The organism is Rosettibacter primus, from assembly GCF_036860675.1.
Taxonomy (GTDB): domain Bacteria; phylum Bacteroidota; class Ignavibacteria; order Ignavibacteriales; family Melioribacteraceae; genus Rosettibacter; species Rosettibacter primus.
The window spans coordinates 172,249-189,038 of the sequence record NZ_JAYKGK010000001.1; the positions used below are offsets into that span (position 1 = coordinate 172,249).

The window sequence follows — 16,790 nt, forward strand, 5'->3', positions numbered from 1 at the left end:
TTAAGCTATAATAATGTTTATTTTGTATTCAACCTAATTAGCTATATTTGAAGTATTGAATTATTTAAAAAAGGTTTATTTATGAAAAATATTTCATTTTATGACAAATTCGTCGATAGACATATTGGTCCAAGCGACGAAGATATTCAAAAGATGTGTGATGTAATTGGTGTAAGTTCACTTGACGAATTAATTGACAAAACAATTCCTGCTTCAATAAGATTAAACCAAAAATTACAACTTGATGAACCATTAACAGAACACCAATTAATTGCACGATTAAAAGAAATTGCAGCTAAAAACAAAATTTTCAAAAACTATATTGGTTTAGGTTATTACCCAACAATTACACCGGGAGTAATTAAAAGAAATATTCTTGAAAATCCAGGCTGGTATACTCAGTATACTCCATATCAAGCGGAAATTTCTCAAGGCAGACTTGAAGCATTACTAAATTTTCAAACTATGGTAATTGATTTAACTAAAATGCAAATTGCTAATGCTTCACTTCTCGATGAAGGTACTGCAGCTGCCGAGGCAATGTCGATGCTTTTTAATTCAAGAAAGTCAAATAAAAAAAATTCTAATGTGTTCTTTGTTTCTGATGAAGTATTTCCACAGACAATTGATGTCCTTAAAACCCGCAGTGCACCTTTAGGTATAGAATTAAAAATTGGCAATATTCATGAAATTGAATTAACAGATAATATTTTTGGAATTCTTGTTCAATATCCAGCTGTAGATGGCGAAGTCTATGATTATTCAAAACTTTTTGAAGAAGCAGAATCAAAAGGAATTTATAAGGTAGTTGCAGCAGATTTACTAAGTCTTGCTATTCTTACACCTCCCGGAGAATTTGGTGCTGATGCTGTTGTAGGTTCTACCCAAAGATTTGGTGTACCAATGGGATTTGGAGGACCACATGCTGCTTATTTTGCAGCCAAAGAAGAATTTAAGAGACAAATTCCTGGAAGAATTATTGGTGTATCAATAGATTCACATGGTAAAGCTGCATTAAGAATGGCACTTCAAACAAGAGAACAGCATATCAAAAGAGAACATGCAACAAGCAATATATGTACTGCTCAAGTCTTGCTGGCAATAATGGCTGGAATGTATGCTGCCTATCATGGTCCGAAAGGCATTAAAGCAATAGCAGAAAGAATTCATAAGCTTGCATCGTTACTTGATAGTGGTTTATTCAAATTAGGGATTAATCAGGTTAACAAAAATTATTTTGATACATTGAAAATTATTTTAAAATCTGCTGAAGAATTAGAAAGAGTAAAAACATTAGCACTAAAAAATAAAATCAACTTTAGATACATCAACCCTGTAACAATAGGAATCTCTTTTAGTGAAGTTGATACCTTTGAAGATGTTAAAATAATTTTAAAAATCTTTTCTGAAGCATTAAATAAAAAATATCACGATGATATTCTTGATTTAGATTATTACAAAGAATTCCCGGAAACTTTAAAAAGAAAAAGTTCTTATCTGACCCATCCAGTATTTAATTCTTATTACTCAGAAACTGAAATGATGCGCTATATTAAAAATCTCGAAAGAAAAGATTTATCATTAACAACTTCAATGATATCACTTGGTTCATGCACAATGAAATTAAATGCTGCTTCAGAATTATTTGCAATCTCATGGGATGAATTTTCAAATCTTCATCCATTTGCACCCTTAAATCAAGCCGAAGGATATTTACAAATATTTAAAGAACTTGAAGAAGATTTGAAAAAAATCACTGGTTTTGATGCAGTTTCACTTCAACCTAATTCAGGTGCACAGGGTGAATTTACTGGTTTGATGGTAATTCGAGCATATCATCACAGTCGAGGAGATACAAACAGAAATGTTGTTCTTATACCATCTTCGGCACATGGAACAAATCCTGCAAGCGCTGTAATGGCAGGAAATAAAGTTGTTGTTGTAAAATGTGATGAAAATGGAAATATTGATGTGAATGATTTAAAACAAAAAGCAGAACAATACAAAGAAAATTTATCTGCTCTAATGGTAACTTATCCTTCAACTCATGGAGTATTTGAAGAACATATTAAGGAAATATGTGAAATAATTCATAAAAATGGTGGACTTGTTTATATGGACGGTGCAAATTTAAATGCGCAGGTTGGTTTAACAAATCCAGCATTTATTGGCGCTGATGTTTGTCACTTAAATCTACACAAAACTTTTGCAATACCTCACGGAGGGGGCGGACCAGGAGCTGGACCGATTGCTGTTGCGAAACATCTTGAACCATTTTTACCAGGTCATCCCTTAGTAAAAGTTGGCGGAGAGAAATCCATTACAGCTGTAGCTTCAGCTCCATGGGGTAGTGCAAATATTCTTTTAATATCATATGCTTACATAAAAATGATGGGAGCAGAAGGACTTACAAAAGCATCCAAGGTTGCAATTCTAAATGCAAATTACATCAAAGCAAAATTAGAAAATTTATATCCCGTACTATACAAAGGGAAAAACGGTTATGTAGCTCATGAACTAATTTTTGATACAAGAAAATTTAAGCAAACTGCAAATATTGATGTCGATGATATTGCTAAACGATTAATGGATTATGGTTATCATGCTCCTACTGTTTCTTTCCCAGTCCCGGGTACATTAATGGTAGAACCAACAGAAAGTGAATCATTAAAAGAACTCGATAGATTTTGTGATGCTCTGATTTCAATAAAATATGAAATAGAAGAAATCGAAAATGGAATTTATGATAAAACTGATAATGTTCTTAAAAATGCACCACATATTGCAGAAGATGTTGTCAGTGATAATTGGAATCATTCATATTCAAGAATGAAAGCAGCTTTTCCTGCTAATTACTTGATAGGAAATAAATTCTGGCCTTCAGTTGGAAGAATTAATAATGCTTATGGCGATCGAAATTTAGTGTGTAGTTGCCTGCCAATTAGTGAATTTGAAAAAAATGTAGCTTAATTATGAATGATGAACTAATAAGTATTTGTAAACTTCTCAAATATTCTAAAAGGATTGCGGTAATTGGATTATCCCGCAATCCTGATAAAATTAGCAGAATAATAGCTGAATTTCTTATAAAAAAAGGTTATGAAGTTTATGGTGTAAATCCAAATTTTAATGAAGCAGATGGAATAAAAGTATTTCCCAGATTGATTGATATACCTTATGATATTGATATTGTCAATGTATTCAGAAAATCCGAAGATATTCCTGAAATTATTTTGGATGTAATTGAAAAAAATCCTAAGTCTTTATGGCTTCAACAAGGCATTCGTAATGATAAGGCTGTTCAGCCAGTAATAGAAAAAGGAATTTTTACTGTTCAAGATAAATGCATTATGGTTTATTATAACATTTGCAAAAATTCTAATTTATTATAAATCAAATTCTTTTCAGAATTCAATGTCTAAAAATAAAAGTCTTGATAACTCAACAAATAATTTTTTCTCTGATATTGAACTGTATTATTCGACTCATTTAACTGATAATGAAATTTTTATTTCTGGTGAAGAACTTCATCATATTAAAAATGTAATGAGGCATAAAACTGGGGATGAAATTTTTGTTACTGATGGGGAAGGAAAAATTTTTAGAAGCAGAATTGAATTTTTATCAAAAGAAGCTGCCAAATGTTTAATTAAAGAGAAATATTTATATGAAAACAAATTTTCGAACTATGTATTCTGTTTACCTCGATTAAAAAACAATGATAGAATTGAATTTGCTATCGAAAAATGTGTTGAGCTTGGAATTACAAATTTTTTATTCTTTGAATCTGAAAGAACTATTGCAAAAGGATTTAAGGTTGAGAGAATAAAAAAATTATTATTATCGTCAATGAAACAATCTCTTCAAGCCTGGCTACCAAAAGCAAATTTTATAAAAAACATTACTGATTTAAAAAATTACGAGGGGGATAAAATTTTGTTTGAGCAAAAATCTGAAATGTTGTTTAAAGATTTTTTAATTGATAAAAAAAATTTATTACCAAATAACAAAATCTACTTTATATTCGGTCCAGAGGGTGGTTTTTCTGAAAATGAAATCACAAAGATTCAACCTACAGCTTTATTAAGAATAACAAAAAATCGATTGAGAAGTGAAACAGCAATTATAACAGTGGCTTCACTTTTATCTACATTAATTCAATAGACTTTTTAATCAACTTCTCAAATTTATTTTTTACCTTCTCAGCAGTATCCATTACTTCTTGATGTGAAAGTTTATTTGGTGATAATCCAGCAGCAAAATTTGTAATGCATGAAATTGCAGCAACTTTTAGTTTCATATAATGAGCATAAAAAGCTTCGTGAACTGTTGACATTCCTACTGCATCTCCCCCATATTTAGCAATCATTCTTATCTCTGCGGGAGTTTCATAACTAGGTCCTTTTGTAAACCAGTAAGTGCCTTCACACAAATTTATTTTTTCTTCAAGTGCAGCTTTTATTATTAAATTATTTAATTCTTCGGATGGAAAATCAATCATTGAATTTCTCAATTCAAGAGAAGACAGACCAATAAGATTGGTAATTTCTTTTTTGATATTTAGTGCTACAAATGAACGAATAAGCATTAAATCACCTGGTGCAAAATTTGGATTAATTCCACCTGCTGCATTAGTCAATAAAATTTTTTTGCAATTTAGTTTAGCTGCTAAATGTACGGGCAAAACACAATCAGAAATTTTATATCCTTCATAAAAATGAATTCTTCCTTGAACAATAAATAATTTTTTATTTGCATATTTAGAAAAATGAAGATTACCATTATGACCCTGAACAGTAGAAAGGGGATAAGAAGGTAAACTCGATGTTGAAATTGATTTTATAGTTTCTACTTTATTAGCAAAATCACCTAAACCGCTGCCAAGTATGATGCAAATCTCTGGTTCAAAGGGAATTTCATCTTTTATAGCTTCAATAATATTTCTGTATTTAGCATTAATATTTATCATCAATAAAGAATTCCTGCAAGAGTTGCTGTCATTAAATTTGCTAATGTTCCTCCAATTACTGCTCGAATGCCTAATTTGGCTAAATCACTTCTTCGATTTGGTGCTAAAGGTGAAATCCCACCAATTTGAATTGCAATTGAACTAAAATTTGCAAAACCACATAATGCATAAGTTGCCATTAAAATTGCTTTATCATTTATAAGAGTTTTTGCTTCAATCAATTTGCTCATATCGAGATATGCCACAAATTCGTTCAATACAATTTTAGTTCCAATTAAGCTTCCGAAATTATAAGCGCTATCCCACGGAACACCTATACCAAAAGCAAGAAATTGAAGTATTGAACCAAAAATTAATTGAAGACTTAGTGGATTTCCAAATTTTGAAATTAAGAATTGATTAATACCAATTGTGTTTCCAAACCAGCCAAGAAAATAATTTATCATTGCTATTAGTGCTATAAATGCAATTAACATTGCCGCTACATTTAGAGCTAAAGTTAAACCATCAGAAGCCCCTGCAGCTGCAGCTTCTATAATGTTTGATGCATTTTTTTCTACTTTTACTTTTACTGTTCCTTTTGTTTCAGGTTCTTCAACTTCTGGAAACATTATTTTTGAAATTAATAAAGATGCTGGAGCTGCCATCACACTTGCACCAAGAAGATGAGTTGCAAAAATTATTTGTGCTTCCTGCAGAGGAATATTATTAGCTAAAGAAAAAGCTGTGCCAAGCATTTGAATATAAGCAGCCATGACGCCCCCGGCAATTGTTGCCATTCCACCAACCATTATTGTTAACAATTCACTTTGTGTCATCCCTTTCAAATACGGTTTAATCATTAATGGAGCTTCGGTTTGGCCAACAAAAATGTTTGCTGTGCAGGAAAGTGATTCAGCACCGCTTGTTCCCATTAATCTTGCCATTAACCAAGCCATTGCCTGCACAATCTTTTGCATAATTCCAAGGTAATATAGAACCGACATCAAACTTGCAAAAAAAACTATTGTAGGAAGAACCTGAAAAGCAAAAAATACTCCCAAACTTCCTTCGTTGCCTGGGCCTAAACCTAAATTACCAAAAACAAATTTTGCGCCTTCAGTTGTGAAATTTAGAATTAACACAAAAAAGCTGCTAATAAACCTGAAAAAATCTTTTGGAAAACCTAATGGTAAAAAGAATTTTCTTAAATCATCTCCTTTGAGAATTAAAATAGCAAAAGTGATTTGAATGATTAATCCGCTTAAAACAAGTCGCCAGTTAATTTTTCTTTTATTATTAGAAATTAAAAATGCTATTCCAATAATTAGAGATAGTCCAATAATTCCACGAATTAGAGAGATTATATTCATAATGATTCTCAGATTTATTCAGGGATGAAATGGCATTTTCGACATCGAGCTTCATAACTTTCTGCAGCCCCAATAAGTACTCTTTCTGAAGATGGAATTTTTCTTTGAGTCTTATCAGCAGGATTTCCACATACAACACAAATAGCTAAGGTTTTTGTAATATATTCTGCTACAGCTAATAATTGAGGCATTGGTTCAAATGGTTTGCCCGTATAATCTTGATCCAGACCTGCGACAATAACTCTTTTACCTTCATTTGCTAATTGATTGCACACATCTACTAAATCGAGGTCAAAAAATTGAGCTTCGTCAATTCCAATTACTTGAGCATCTTCTGAGTATTGTAAAATTTCTTTAGCAGATTCAACTAGAATTGAAGGCATTGATTGTTCACTGTGAGATACAATTTCACTCTTTGAATATCGAATATCAATCTTAGGCTTAAATATTTTTACTTTTTGTTTAGCAATTTCAGCTCTACGAAGTCTTCTTATTAATTCTTCAGTTTTTCCACTGAACATACATCCAGCTATTACTTCTATCCAGCCAGTATTTTTTGGCATTAAATGAGGTGAATGTTCAATCATTTCAAAAATTCTCCACTAAATGAATGTGGTATTAGTTCTTTTAATAAAAAAGTTTTCAATTCATTTTTTTTATTAACTAAAATTACTTCGAGTTCTTTGCCGCATAAATCTAAGAGAACCTGACGACATGCACCACAAGGAGGACAAAAATCTTCTGCATCACTTGCAATCGCAATTGACTTAAATTTTCTTTCACCATTAATAATAGCTTGGAACACCGCAGTTCTTTCTGCACATATTGTTAAGCTATAAGATGAGGTTTCGATGTTTGCACCAAGATAAATTTTCCCGGATTCAGCTAGTAATGCAGCTCCAACATGAAAATTCGAATAGGTAGGTAAACCTTTTGATTTTGCTTCAACAGCTTTTTGTGCAAGTTCTTCAGAAGTCAACATTCTTTCCATTATTTTTATCTCTAAAATAAGTGATAAACTTTAGAAAAAAAATTTTATTGTATATAAATCAGTTTGCCTAAAAATTTTTTTAGGTCCTGATTGTGTGATAGTAAAATGATAAAGTAGAACTAAATTAAAATCCACAAAATAATTTTACCAGATTTATAAATAATCAAACTGCATTTTTCATTTGCTGAATATTTCCGATTTCAAGTATTCGCATGTATTTGCACTGATTTTAGTTGCAAACTTAAAATACAAAAAAGTCTAAATCAAAGAATTAAAAGAGCTTAATTCCTTGTTTTAATTAGAAAAACATTAGAGTTTTTTCTCACTCATAAGAAAATGTAATTGCGATTTCGTTTAAAAAATCAACAATTTTAATAGAAAATGAGCCGTCGAAGTCTTAATTATTCTGGCATATATTCTGTAATAATCTTATAAACAAAATTAAAGTGAGTCTGGAATGCATAATCATATCATTCAAAAATATCCTAAAAACGATAGAAGCAATTTAATTGCATTATTGCAGGATATACAGGAAATCTATGGATATCTTCCTGAAGAAGCTATAAAAGATATTTCAGAGCATTTAAATATTCCTGTAAGCAGTGTTTATGGAGTTGCAACATTTTATAATCAATTTAGATTAACTCCGCTCGGTAAAAATGTAATTAGAGTTTGTCGTGGGACTGCATGCCATGTTAAAAATTCTGCTAACCTACTCTTAGCCCTTGAAACAGAACTGGGAATTACAGCAGGGAAAACAACAAGAGACAAACTTTTTACACTTGAAACTGTTGCCTGTATAGGGGCATGCAGTATTGCACCTGTTATTAATATTAATGATGAATACTACGGAAGAATATCTGTAAAAGAAATTCCCAAGATATTAAATAAATATCGAAGGGAAGCAATTGCAAAAAGTAAACAAGAACAAACTGAGAGTGTAGAATGAAAAGTTTTATTGAAAAATGTTGTGAACAATGCTGGCATAGTGCCGAGACACCATGCGAACAATTTATTGCATGTTGTATAGATGGTCCACTTTGTCATAAAGATGAAAAATGTAAAGAACAATTCAAAAAATTAAATTCAGTATTAAAATACTCTGAGCATGATATCCCTTTAATATTTATTGGAATGGGAACATGCGGATTGGCATCTGGCGCTGATAAAGTAAAAAGAGCAATAGAAGAAGAATTAATTAAAAATAACATCAAAGCTAAAATTATTCCCACTGGTTGTATTGGTTATTGTGCTAAAGAACCAATAGTTGATATTAAATTACCCGGCAAAGATAGAATTTCTTATTGCGAAATTTTTCCTAAAGATGTTCATGAATTAATTAAAACCACAATAATTGATAAAAATGTTTATAAGAAAAAAGTATTGGGAACATATGGCAAAGGAAGTGATTCGATTCCAAATATTAATGAAGTACCGTTTTTCAAAAGACAATTAAAAGTAGTTCTTGAAAATTGCGGTGTAATTAATCCAACTTCAATTGATGAGTATATTTCATCTGGTGGCTTTAAAGCATTAGACAAATCACTTCGATTATTAACTCCTGAAAAAGTAATCCAGACAGTAAAAGAAAGTGGATTGAGAGGGAGAGGAGGAGCAGGTTTCTTAACCGGATTAAAATGGGAACTTGCATACAAAAAAGAATCTGATACCAAATACATAATCTGCAATGCTGATGAAGGAGACCCAGGTGCTTTCATGGATCGTTCTGTTCTTGAAAGTGACCCATTCAGAGTAATTGAAGGAATGATAATAGGTGCATATGCAATAGGCGCTTCCTATGGTTATATCTATTGCCGTGCAGAATATCCGCTTGCTATTGAAAGGTTACAAAATGCTATTGAAAAATGTAAAGAGTATGGTCTTCTTGGCAAAAATATTTTGAATAGTGATTTTGACTTTGAACTAAAAATTAAAAAAGGTGCTGGTGCATTTGTCTGCGGTGAAGAAACTGCTCTAATCGCTTCAATTGAAGGGAAAAGAGGAATGCCTCGGCCCCGTCCTCCATATCCAGTTGAAGCAGGTTTATGGGGCAAACCTACAGTAATTAATAATGTTGAAACATTTGCTAATGTCCCTTCAATCATCAATCGAGGACAGGAATGGTTTGCATCAATTGGAACAAAGAGCAGTAAAGGAACAAAGGTATTTGCACTCAGTGGTAAAGTTGTTAATGGTGGCCTTGTTGAAGTACCAATGGGAATAACACTAAGAGAAGTTGTATTTGATATTGGTGGTGGAATACCAAACGATAAAAAATTCAAAGCAATACAAATTGGAGGTCCTTCCGGTGGATGCTTGCCTGAATCTGTTTTAGATACTGTGGTTGATTATGAATCATTAAGAGAAGTAGGAGCAATGATGGGTTCTGGTGGATTTGTTGTTATGGATGAAGATACATGCATGGTAGATGTAGCAAAATTTTTCTTAACATTTATTCAAAATGAATCATGTGGAAAATGTGTTCCATGCCGTGAAGGAACAAAAAGAATGCTTGAAATTATTGAAAGAATTCCTGTTAGATATGGTAATAATGGAAATAAAACCGAACAATTACAAAGATTCAAAGGAATAATTCATTTACAAAGATTAGCTGATGTAATAAAAGATACATCACTTTGTGGATTGGGACAAAGTGCTCCAAATCCTGTACTTTCTGGTTTAAGATATTTCAGAGAAGAATATGAAGAACATTTATTCGAAAGAAAATGTAAAGCTAAAGTATGTAAAGAACTTCTTACTTACGAAATAGATCCGGAATTATGCAACGGTTGTGGTGTTTGTCTTAGAAATTGTTCTGCTGATGCAATTATTGGAGATAAGAGGCAACCACATCAAATTATTCAGATTAAGTGTACAAAATGCGGTATGTGCTTTGAATCCTGCCGCTTTGAAGCTGTTAAAGTTTACTAAACTTTTTATGGAGAACTAAAATGGTTGAATTAACAATTAATGATATAAAAGTAAAAGCAGAAGAAGGAATGACAATTCTTGAAGCAGCCAAATCAGTTGGAATTCATATTCCTACACTTTGCCATATGAAAAATTTGTTCCCAACTGGTGCCTGTAGAATTTGTGTTGTAGAAGTTGAAGGCATGCGAGGATTAACTCCAAGTTGTGCTTATCCTGTAGTTCAGGGAATGAAAGTTCAAACTAATTCACCTCGTGTTAGAGTTGCAAGGAAAACAATTATTGAATTATTAATAGAAAATCATCCGCAAGAATGTCTTATTTGTGTTAGAAATAAAAATTGTGAATTACAAGATTTAGCTGAAAGATATAATATACGGGAACATAGATATGTTGGAGAAAAGAAAAGTCATGCTATTGATATTTCTAGCCCATCAATGGAAAGAGACCCTGCAAAGTGCATATTATGTGGACGATGTGTAAGAACATGCAGTGAAATTCAAAAAATTGGAGCTATTGATTTCACTAACCGTGGATTTAAGAGTAATGTTACAACTCCTTTTAACAAAGGCTTAAATGTAAGTGATTGTATTCTTTGTGGTCAATGTATTCTTGTTTGTCCAACAGCTGCATTAAGAGAAAAAAGTCATGCTAAAGAAGTGGTTGCTGCTTTAAACGATAAAAATAAATTTACAATTGCACAAATAGCTCCAGCAGTTCGAGCTACACTTGGCGAAGAATACAATTTACCTTTAGGTACAAATGTAACTGGACAGATTATAACAGGTTTAAGAAGATTAGGATTCAAAAAAGTATTTGATACAAATTTTGGTGCGGATTTAACAATAATGGAAGAAGCTACAGAATTAATACACAGGATTTCAAATAATCAAACATTGCCAATGTTTACAAGCTGCTGTCCAGGATGGATAAAATATGCAGAACAAAATTATCCTCATTTATTAAATCATATTTCTACTTGCAAATCGCCTCATGAAATGGAAGGTGCAATCTTAAAGACTTACTATGCAAAGAAAATGGGAATTGACCCGAAAGATATTTTTGTGGTCTCAATAATGCCATGCACTGTTAAAAAATTTGAATCGAATAGACCAGAACTATCAGAAAAACATTTACCAGATGTTGATGCAGTCTTAACTACACGAGAACTGGTAAGATTATTCAAAGTAGCTGGAATTGATTTTAACGATTTACCAGAAGACAATTTTGACAATCCATTAGGAGAATCAACAGGTGCTGCTGCAATATTTGGAACAAGTGGTGGAGTAATGGAAGCTGCATTAAGAACAGCATATTACAAAATTACAGGGAAAGAACTTGAACAAGTTGAATTAACTGATGTAAGAGGAATGGCTGGTATAAAAGAAAGTTCAATAAATATAAATGGAATGACTTTAAATGTTGCAATAGTAAATGGAATTGGTAATATTAAAAAAATATTAGAAGAAGTAGAAAAAGGGGAATCTAAATATCATTTCATCGAAGTTATGGCATGTCCAGGTGGATGTATTAATGGTGGAGGTCAACCAATACATCAAAATCCTGATAAAGTAAAAAAACGTGCTCAAGCATTATATGAAATTGATGCCAAAATGAAAAATAGACGTTCTCACGAAAATGAATCAGTGAAAAAATTATACAAAGAATTCTTAGGTGAACCATATGGTCATATATCACATGAAATTTTACACACTACTTATATAAATAGAAAAAAGATTCTGGAAGAAGTATAATTTATGTTTAATAAATTTTTATAGATTTATATGTCACTAGGAATAGTCACGACAATAGGACAAAAATGCAAAAGATGTTACTCTTGTATAAGAGAATGTCCTGCTCGTGCTATTCGTGTAATAAATGGTCAAGCAGTTGTTATAGAAGAAAGATGTATTACATGTGGATACTGTGTTAAAGTTTGTTCACAAAATGCTAAACAGGTTCTAAATGATAAAGATATTGTTAATAATTATTTATTGAATTATAAAACATATGCAATAATTGCACCTTCTTTTCCTGCTACATTTCCAAATTTAGAAGGGAAATTTATATCAGCATTAAGAAAACTTGGATTTCATTACGTTGGCGAAGCAGCTTTTGGCGCAGATTTAATCAGCAGTTATTATATAAAATACTTGGAAAAAACTGATAACAAAACAATCATCAGCAGTCCATGTCCAGCAATTTATAACTGGATTGAAAAATATTATGTAGATATTGTTGATAATCTTGCAAATGTTGTATCTCCAATGATTGCAATGGGAAGATATTTGAAGAAAAACTTTGGCTCAGATATTAGAGTTGTTTTTATTGGTCCATGTATTGCAAAAAAAAGTGAATATCGAGATGAAAATGTTTCTGATGCAATTGATGCTGTGTTAACATTTAAGGAACTAAAAGAATTATTTGCAGAAAATAATATAAAACTTGATGAACTTGAAAACTCATACTTTGACCCACCTTATGCTTACATGGGAAAAGCTTATCCTCTAACAGGAGGCTTATTAAAAACAACTAATAGACATGGAGATATTCTTGAAAAAGAAATAATTATTGTAGAGGGGAAAGATAGGGTTGCAGAAATATTACAAGAAATTGCTGACAAAAAAATTCAATCTAAATTTGTAGATATTTTATTTTGTGAAGGCTGTATAAATGGTCCCGCAATTGATTCTAAATTAAACTATTATTCTAAAAGAGAAAAAGTAATTTCATATATTGAAGAAAACATAAATACATTTGATAAAAGAATCTGGAAAAGCACACTTTATAATAATCGTGATTTAGACTTAAGCAGAAAATTTAAACCTAAAAATCAAAGAAGACCTGAACCTTCAGAAGAACAAATAATATCGATTCTTGCAAAAACTAACAAGCATACTAAGTCAGATGAATTAAATTGTGGAGCTTGTGGATATCCTACTTGCCGAGAATATGCAATTGCCATTGCAAAAGGACTTGCAGAAGAAGATATGTGTTTGCCTTATTTAATTGATAAACTTGAAATGGCAAACAAAGAAATTAGAGAAACTCAAGAACAATTAGCTAATGCAGAAAAGTTAGCTTCAATTGGTCAATTAGCTGCCGGAGTAGCTCATGAAATAAATAATCCTCTCGGCTCAATTATGATTTATGCTTCTTTACTAAAGAAAAAAATTGAAAAAGCTTTTAATGACCAACAAAGTTCAGAAGACTTAAAACTAATTATAGACGAAGCCAATCGTTGCAAAAATATTGTATCTAATCTTTTGAATTTTGCACGACAGGGTAAATTAAGATTAAGCAAAGTAAATATTCGTGAACTAATTGGTGATATAATAAAATTAGTGAGAGTAAAGCCAGAATTTTCAAATGTATTGATTTCTGAAAATTTTGATACAGAAAAAACAATAATTGAAGGAGATGCTGACCAACTCAAACAAGCTTTGTTAAATATAATAATTAATGCATGTGAATCAGTAGAATCGAAAGATGATAAGCAGATTATAATTTATATTTCAAAAAATGATGAGAAACTAATTATTAAAATATCTGATAATGGAATTGGAATTCCTCCAGAAAATTTAAGCAAAATTTTTACACCTTTTTTTACAACAAAAAAAATTGGGAAAGGAACTGGTTTAGGATTGGCTATTACTTATGGAATAATTAAAATGCATAAAGGTGATATAAAAGTTCAAAGTGAATTAGGAAAAGGAACAACCTTTATTATTTCATTACCATTAATACAAAATTATTCGACATAGAATTAAAAAGGGAAATGCAAAAATGGACACAACAAAAATCAAGAAAATATTATTAGTTGATGATGACATCGATTTACTCGAACAAAACAAAGTACTTCTTGAAAACAAGGGTTTTTCAGTAATTACTGCCGAAAATAGTGAAGATGGCTGGAAAAAATTCCTACAGGAAAAACCAGATGTTGCAATTATAGATTTGATAATGGAAGAAATGGATTCTGGTTTTATACTTTGTTATAAAATTAAAAAGACTGAACACGGGAAAAAAATTCCTGTATTCATTCTTACTTCCGCAACTTATGATACTGGATTTAAATTTAGTACTTCTACACCTGAAGAAAAAGAATGGATAAAATGCGACGGCATTATAAATAAACCTGTAGTAATTGAAGAATTGTTAGCAAAAATTGAAAATTTCTATTAAAATTTTACAATGAATGATAAATATAAAATATTAATTGTAGACGACGAGAGAGGATTGCGAATTGGAACCCAGAGACTGCTCGAAGATGAAGGGTATGATGTTGTTGCTGTAGATTGCGGTGAAGAAGGAATTCGAGTTGGAACAGAAAAGGACTTTGATATTGCAATAATTGATTTAAAAATGCCGGATTATGATGGATTGGAAGTCTTAAAGAGAATTAAAAATTCTCGACCCAATACTATTTGCTTTATTGCTACAGCATTTGCAAGCTATGATACTGCAATTCAATCAACAAGACTAGGAGCTTTCGGTTATATTCCTAAACCTTTTACTCCTGAGGAATTTTTATACCAAATTGAACAGGGGATAAATCAGAGAAAATTAATTTTAGAATCGGAGAGATTAAAAAAAGAAAGAGAAGAAAATCTCCTGGAATTAGCTTCTGAAAAATCAAGACTTAATGCAATTATTAAATCTATTAGTGATGGCGTTCTAGTAATTAATAAAAATGGAGAACTTGCATATTATAATTATGCTGCTTTGAAATTTCTTGACCTGCATGAAATTATAATTGGCGATAAAATACTTCCTCTTCTTAATAAAAATATTACTGAATTAGTAGAAAAAATTTTTTCTTCTGAGACCATTTTACTAAAAAGTTATGCAACTCAAATAGAACTAAAACCAAACAATGAATTAATTGTTGAAGCTGCAGCAACTCCAATACCTCATCCTGATGGTTCACTTGCAGGTGTTGTAATTGTTTTAAGTAATATTACAGAATTTAAGAAAATTGAATTAATTAAATCACAATTTGTCTCGATGGTTGCTCATGAATTAAAAGCACCGCTTGCAGCTGTTCAAGGTTATTTAAATATATTAGCAGATGAAAAAATAAATCTGCCCAAAGAAAAAAGACAGGATTACTTAACACGCTCGATTGTAAGATTAAAAAGCTTAAGTGACCTTGTTAATGATTTACTCGATATCTCGAGAATGGAATTAAAAACTAAACATCGTGAAATTGAAGATATTAACATCAATGAAATCATTAAGAACACATTGCAGCTATTTGAAATTGAATTGAAGAAGAAAGAAATTCAAGTAGAATTTAAAACCGAAGATAACATACCTACAATAAAAGCAGACTATAATGAAATTCAAAGATTAATTACCAATCTTATAAGCAATGCAATAAAGTATAACAAAGAAAAAGGAAAAATTATTATAAATGTATCATCGTCAACAAATTATTTACAAATAAAAATAGCCGATACTGGTATCGGTATGAAACCCGAGGAAAAAGCAAAATTGTTCAATGAATTTTTCAGAGCAAAAAATGAAAAAACTCGAGGCATTAGTGGTACTGGATTAGGGCTGAGTATTGTTAAAAAAATAGTAGACTCATATTACGGTAAGATTGATGTTGATTCCGAATTTGATAAAGGAACAACTTTCACAATCAATTTACCAATAAATATAAAATAACAAATAAAGGAGATGAAATATGGCTCTAATCGCAATCATTGACGATGATCCAGATATTATTGATGCAAGCAGCCTGGTTCTAAAGTCGAAAGGGCATTCTATAATTTCTGCTTCTAATCCAGATGATGGTTATAAGATTGTAAAGGAACTGAAACCCGATTTAATAATTCTTGATGTTATGATGGATGAACCTGATGATGGTTTCTATTTAGCACAAAAATTTCGTAAAGAAGGAATTAACACTCCAATTTTAATGTACACCTCAGTTGCAAAAGCTACCGGTTTAGAATTTGAGAAAAACGAAATGGTTCCCGTTGATGATTTTGTTGAAAAACCCATTTCACCCGATGAACTTATTCAAAAAGTAGATAATTTATTAAAGAAGGAGGTGAAGTAAAATGTTAATACTGGAAAAAAATGAATTAACAGAAGAAATAGAACAACTTGTAACAAAATATGGAAAAGATAAATCTTCATTACTTCCTATTCTTCAGGCTGTACAGAGAAAACATAAACATATACCAGATTTTGCTCAGCAGGAAATAGCTCGATTACTTGATATTCATCCTGTAGAAGTCTACAGTGTAATATCTTTCTATTCTTTTTTAAGTACAGAACCAAAAGGGAAATATATAATTCGTTTATGCAAAACAATATCTTGTGACATGCAAGGAAAAGATTCTGTTGCAAAAGCAATTCAAAGAGAACTTGGAATTAATTTTGGGGAAACAACAAAAGACAAAAAATTTACTCTCGAATACACAAATTGCGTAGGTATGTGTGATCAGGGACCAGCAATGATAATTAATGAAAGAGTTTATACAAAATTAACTCCTGAAAAAGCAATTCAAATACTTAGTGAATTGAAGTGAGGTGA

The 16,790-nt window shown here is 31.2% G+C and carries 15 protein-coding genes; 11 read left to right on the forward strand and 4 right to left on the reverse strand.

Annotated features, from left to right (window positions below; translation table 11 throughout):
* Positions 1-81: 81 nt before the first annotated feature.
* From gcvP to VJY32_RS00755, 3 genes are read left to right on the forward strand one after another with little or no spacing between them, the layout of a single operon-like run.
* The gene (gcvP, locus tag VJY32_RS00745) at positions 82-2,970 is read left to right on the forward strand and encodes an aminomethyl-transferring glycine dehydrogenase (RefSeq protein WP_353675959.1); all 2,889 of its coding nucleotides are present in this window, start codon (positions 82-84) and stop codon (positions 2,968-2,970) included.
* 2 nt (positions 2,971-2,972) lie between these two features.
* A complete protein-coding gene (locus VJY32_RS00750; RefSeq protein WP_353675960.1) occupies positions 2,973-3,392 on the forward strand; it encodes a CoA-binding protein in 420 nt (139 codons plus the stop codon).
* Positions 3,393-3,414: 22 nt separating this feature from the next.
* Entirely contained in the window at positions 3,415-4,164 is a 750-nt protein-coding gene (locus VJY32_RS00755; RefSeq protein ID WP_353675961.1) for an RsmE family RNA methyltransferase, read from the forward strand.
* On the opposite strand, the gene VJY32_RS00760 is transcribed toward VJY32_RS00755, so the two are convergent.
* From VJY32_RS00760 to cdd, 4 genes are read right to left on the reverse strand one after another with little or no spacing between them, the layout of a single operon-like run.
* Positions 4,148-4,969, reverse strand: coding sequence for a purine-nucleoside phosphorylase (locus VJY32_RS00760; protein ID WP_353675962.1), 822 nt, complete (start codon positions 4,967-4,969; stop codon positions 4,148-4,150). The genes VJY32_RS00755 and VJY32_RS00760 overlap by 17 nt on opposite strands.
* Positions 4,969-6,321 (reverse strand): NupC/NupG family nucleoside CNT transporter, encoded by a 1,353-nt coding sequence (locus VJY32_RS00765; RefSeq protein WP_353675963.1) that lies wholly within the window; start codon positions 6,319-6,321, stop codon positions 4,969-4,971. The genes VJY32_RS00760 and VJY32_RS00765 overlap by 1 nt, the downstream gene beginning before the upstream one ends.
* Positions 6,322-6,335: 14 nt before the next feature.
* Positions 6,336-6,908: a thymidine kinase gene (locus tag VJY32_RS00770; RefSeq protein WP_353675964.1), complete on the reverse strand. Its 573-nt coding sequence runs from the start codon at positions 6,906-6,908 to the stop codon at positions 6,336-6,338.
* On the reverse strand, positions 6,905-7,312 hold the full coding sequence (cdd, locus tag VJY32_RS00775) for a cytidine deaminase (protein WP_353675965.1): 408 nt from the start codon (positions 7,310-7,312) through the stop codon (positions 6,905-6,907). Before cdd ends, VJY32_RS00770 begins: the two co-directional genes overlap by 4 nt.
* A gap of 457 nt (positions 7,313-7,769) precedes the next feature.
* Between cdd and nuoE (VJY32_RS00780) the strand changes: the two genes are divergently transcribed.
* Genes nuoE (VJY32_RS00780) through nuoE (VJY32_RS00815) form a run of 8 tightly spaced genes read left to right on the forward strand, consistent with a single transcriptional unit; the run spans position 7,770 to position 16,785 of the window.
* The gene (gene nuoE, locus VJY32_RS00780; RefSeq protein ID WP_353675966.1) at positions 7,770-8,261 is read left to right on the forward strand and encodes an NADH-quinone oxidoreductase subunit NuoE; all 492 of its coding nucleotides are present in this window, start codon (positions 7,770-7,772) and stop codon (positions 8,259-8,261) included.
* A complete protein-coding gene (locus VJY32_RS00785) occupies positions 8,258-10,243 on the forward strand; it encodes an NADH-ubiquinone oxidoreductase-F iron-sulfur binding region domain-containing protein (protein WP_353675967.1) in 1,986 nt (661 codons plus the stop codon). Before nuoE (VJY32_RS00780) ends, VJY32_RS00785 begins: the two co-directional genes overlap by 4 nt.
* A 20-nt stretch (positions 10,244-10,263) precedes the next feature.
* On the forward strand, positions 10,264-11,994 hold the full coding sequence (locus VJY32_RS00790) for an NADH-dependent [FeFe] hydrogenase, group A6 (RefSeq protein WP_353675968.1): 1,731 nt from the start codon (positions 10,264-10,266) through the stop codon (positions 11,992-11,994).
* Positions 11,995-12,024: 30 nt separating this feature from the next.
* Entirely contained in the window at positions 12,025-14,004 is a 1,980-nt protein-coding gene (locus VJY32_RS00795) for a [Fe-Fe] hydrogenase large subunit C-terminal domain-containing protein (RefSeq protein WP_353675969.1), read from the forward strand.
* Positions 14,005-14,026: 22 nt separating this feature from the next.
* A complete protein-coding gene (locus tag VJY32_RS00800) occupies positions 14,027-14,425 on the forward strand; it encodes a response regulator (protein WP_353675970.1) in 399 nt (132 codons plus the stop codon).
* Positions 14,426-14,434: 9 nt separating this feature from the next.
* A complete protein-coding gene (locus VJY32_RS00805) occupies positions 14,435-15,913 on the forward strand; it encodes an ATP-binding response regulator (RefSeq protein ID WP_353675971.1) in 1,479 nt (492 codons plus the stop codon).
* 19 nt (positions 15,914-15,932) lie between these two features.
* Positions 15,933-16,310: a response regulator transcription factor gene (locus VJY32_RS00810; protein WP_353675972.1), complete on the forward strand. Its 378-nt coding sequence runs from the start codon at positions 15,933-15,935 to the stop codon at positions 16,308-16,310.
* A 1-nt stretch (position 16,311) separates the two neighbouring features.
* Positions 16,312-16,785 (forward strand): NADH-quinone oxidoreductase subunit NuoE, encoded by a 474-nt coding sequence (nuoE, locus tag VJY32_RS00815; protein WP_353675973.1) that lies wholly within the window; start codon positions 16,312-16,314, stop codon positions 16,783-16,785.
* The last annotated feature ends 5 nt before the right edge of the window (positions 16,786-16,790 follow it).

Excerpts from the sequence above, each read along its gene's own strand:
- VJY32_RS00790 (WP_353675968.1), top strand. The coding sequence starts at position 10,264 with ATGGTTGAATTAACAATTAATGATATAAAAGTAAAAGCAGAAGAAGGA.
- cdd (WP_353675965.1), bottom strand. The coding sequence starts at position 7,312 with ATGGAAAGAATGTTGACTTCTGAAGAACTTGCACAAAAAGCTGTTGAA.
- gcvP (WP_353675959.1), top strand. The coding sequence starts at position 82 with ATGAAAAATATTTCATTTTATGACAAATTCGTCGATAGACATATTGGT.
- VJY32_RS00765 (WP_353675963.1), bottom strand. The coding sequence starts at position 6,321 with ATGAATATAATCTCTCTAATTCGTGGAATTATTGGACTATCTCTAATT.
- VJY32_RS00805 (WP_353675971.1), top strand. The coding sequence starts at position 14,435 with ATGAATGATAAATATAAAATATTAATTGTAGACGACGAGAGAGGATTG.
- VJY32_RS00810 (WP_353675972.1), top strand. The coding sequence starts at position 15,933 with ATGGCTCTAATCGCAATCATTGACGATGATCCAGATATTATTGATGCA.
- VJY32_RS00760 (WP_353675962.1), bottom strand. The coding sequence starts at position 4,969 with ATGATAAATATTAATGCTAAATACAGAAATATTATTGAAGCTATAAAA.
- nuoE (WP_353675966.1), top strand. The coding sequence starts at position 7,770 with ATGCATAATCATATCATTCAAAAATATCCTAAAAACGATAGAAGCAAT.
- VJY32_RS00755 (WP_353675961.1), top strand. The coding sequence starts at position 3,415 with ATGTCTAAAAATAAAAGTCTTGATAACTCAACAAATAATTTTTTCTCT.
- VJY32_RS00795 (WP_353675969.1), top strand. The coding sequence starts at position 12,025 with ATGTCACTAGGAATAGTCACGACAATAGGACAAAAATGCAAAAGATGT.
- nuoE (WP_353675973.1), top strand. The coding sequence starts at position 16,312 with ATGTTAATACTGGAAAAAAATGAATTAACAGAAGAAATAGAACAACTT.
- VJY32_RS00800 (WP_353675970.1), top strand. The coding sequence starts at position 14,027 with ATGGACACAACAAAAATCAAGAAAATATTATTAGTTGATGATGACATC.
- VJY32_RS00750 (WP_353675960.1), top strand. The coding sequence starts at position 2,973 with ATGAATGATGAACTAATAAGTATTTGTAAACTTCTCAAATATTCTAAA.
- VJY32_RS00770 (WP_353675964.1), bottom strand. The coding sequence starts at position 6,908 with ATGATTGAACATTCACCTCATTTAATGCCAAAAAATACTGGCTGGATA.
- VJY32_RS00785 (WP_353675967.1), top strand. The coding sequence starts at position 8,258 with ATGAAAAGTTTTATTGAAAAATGTTGTGAACAATGCTGGCATAGTGCC.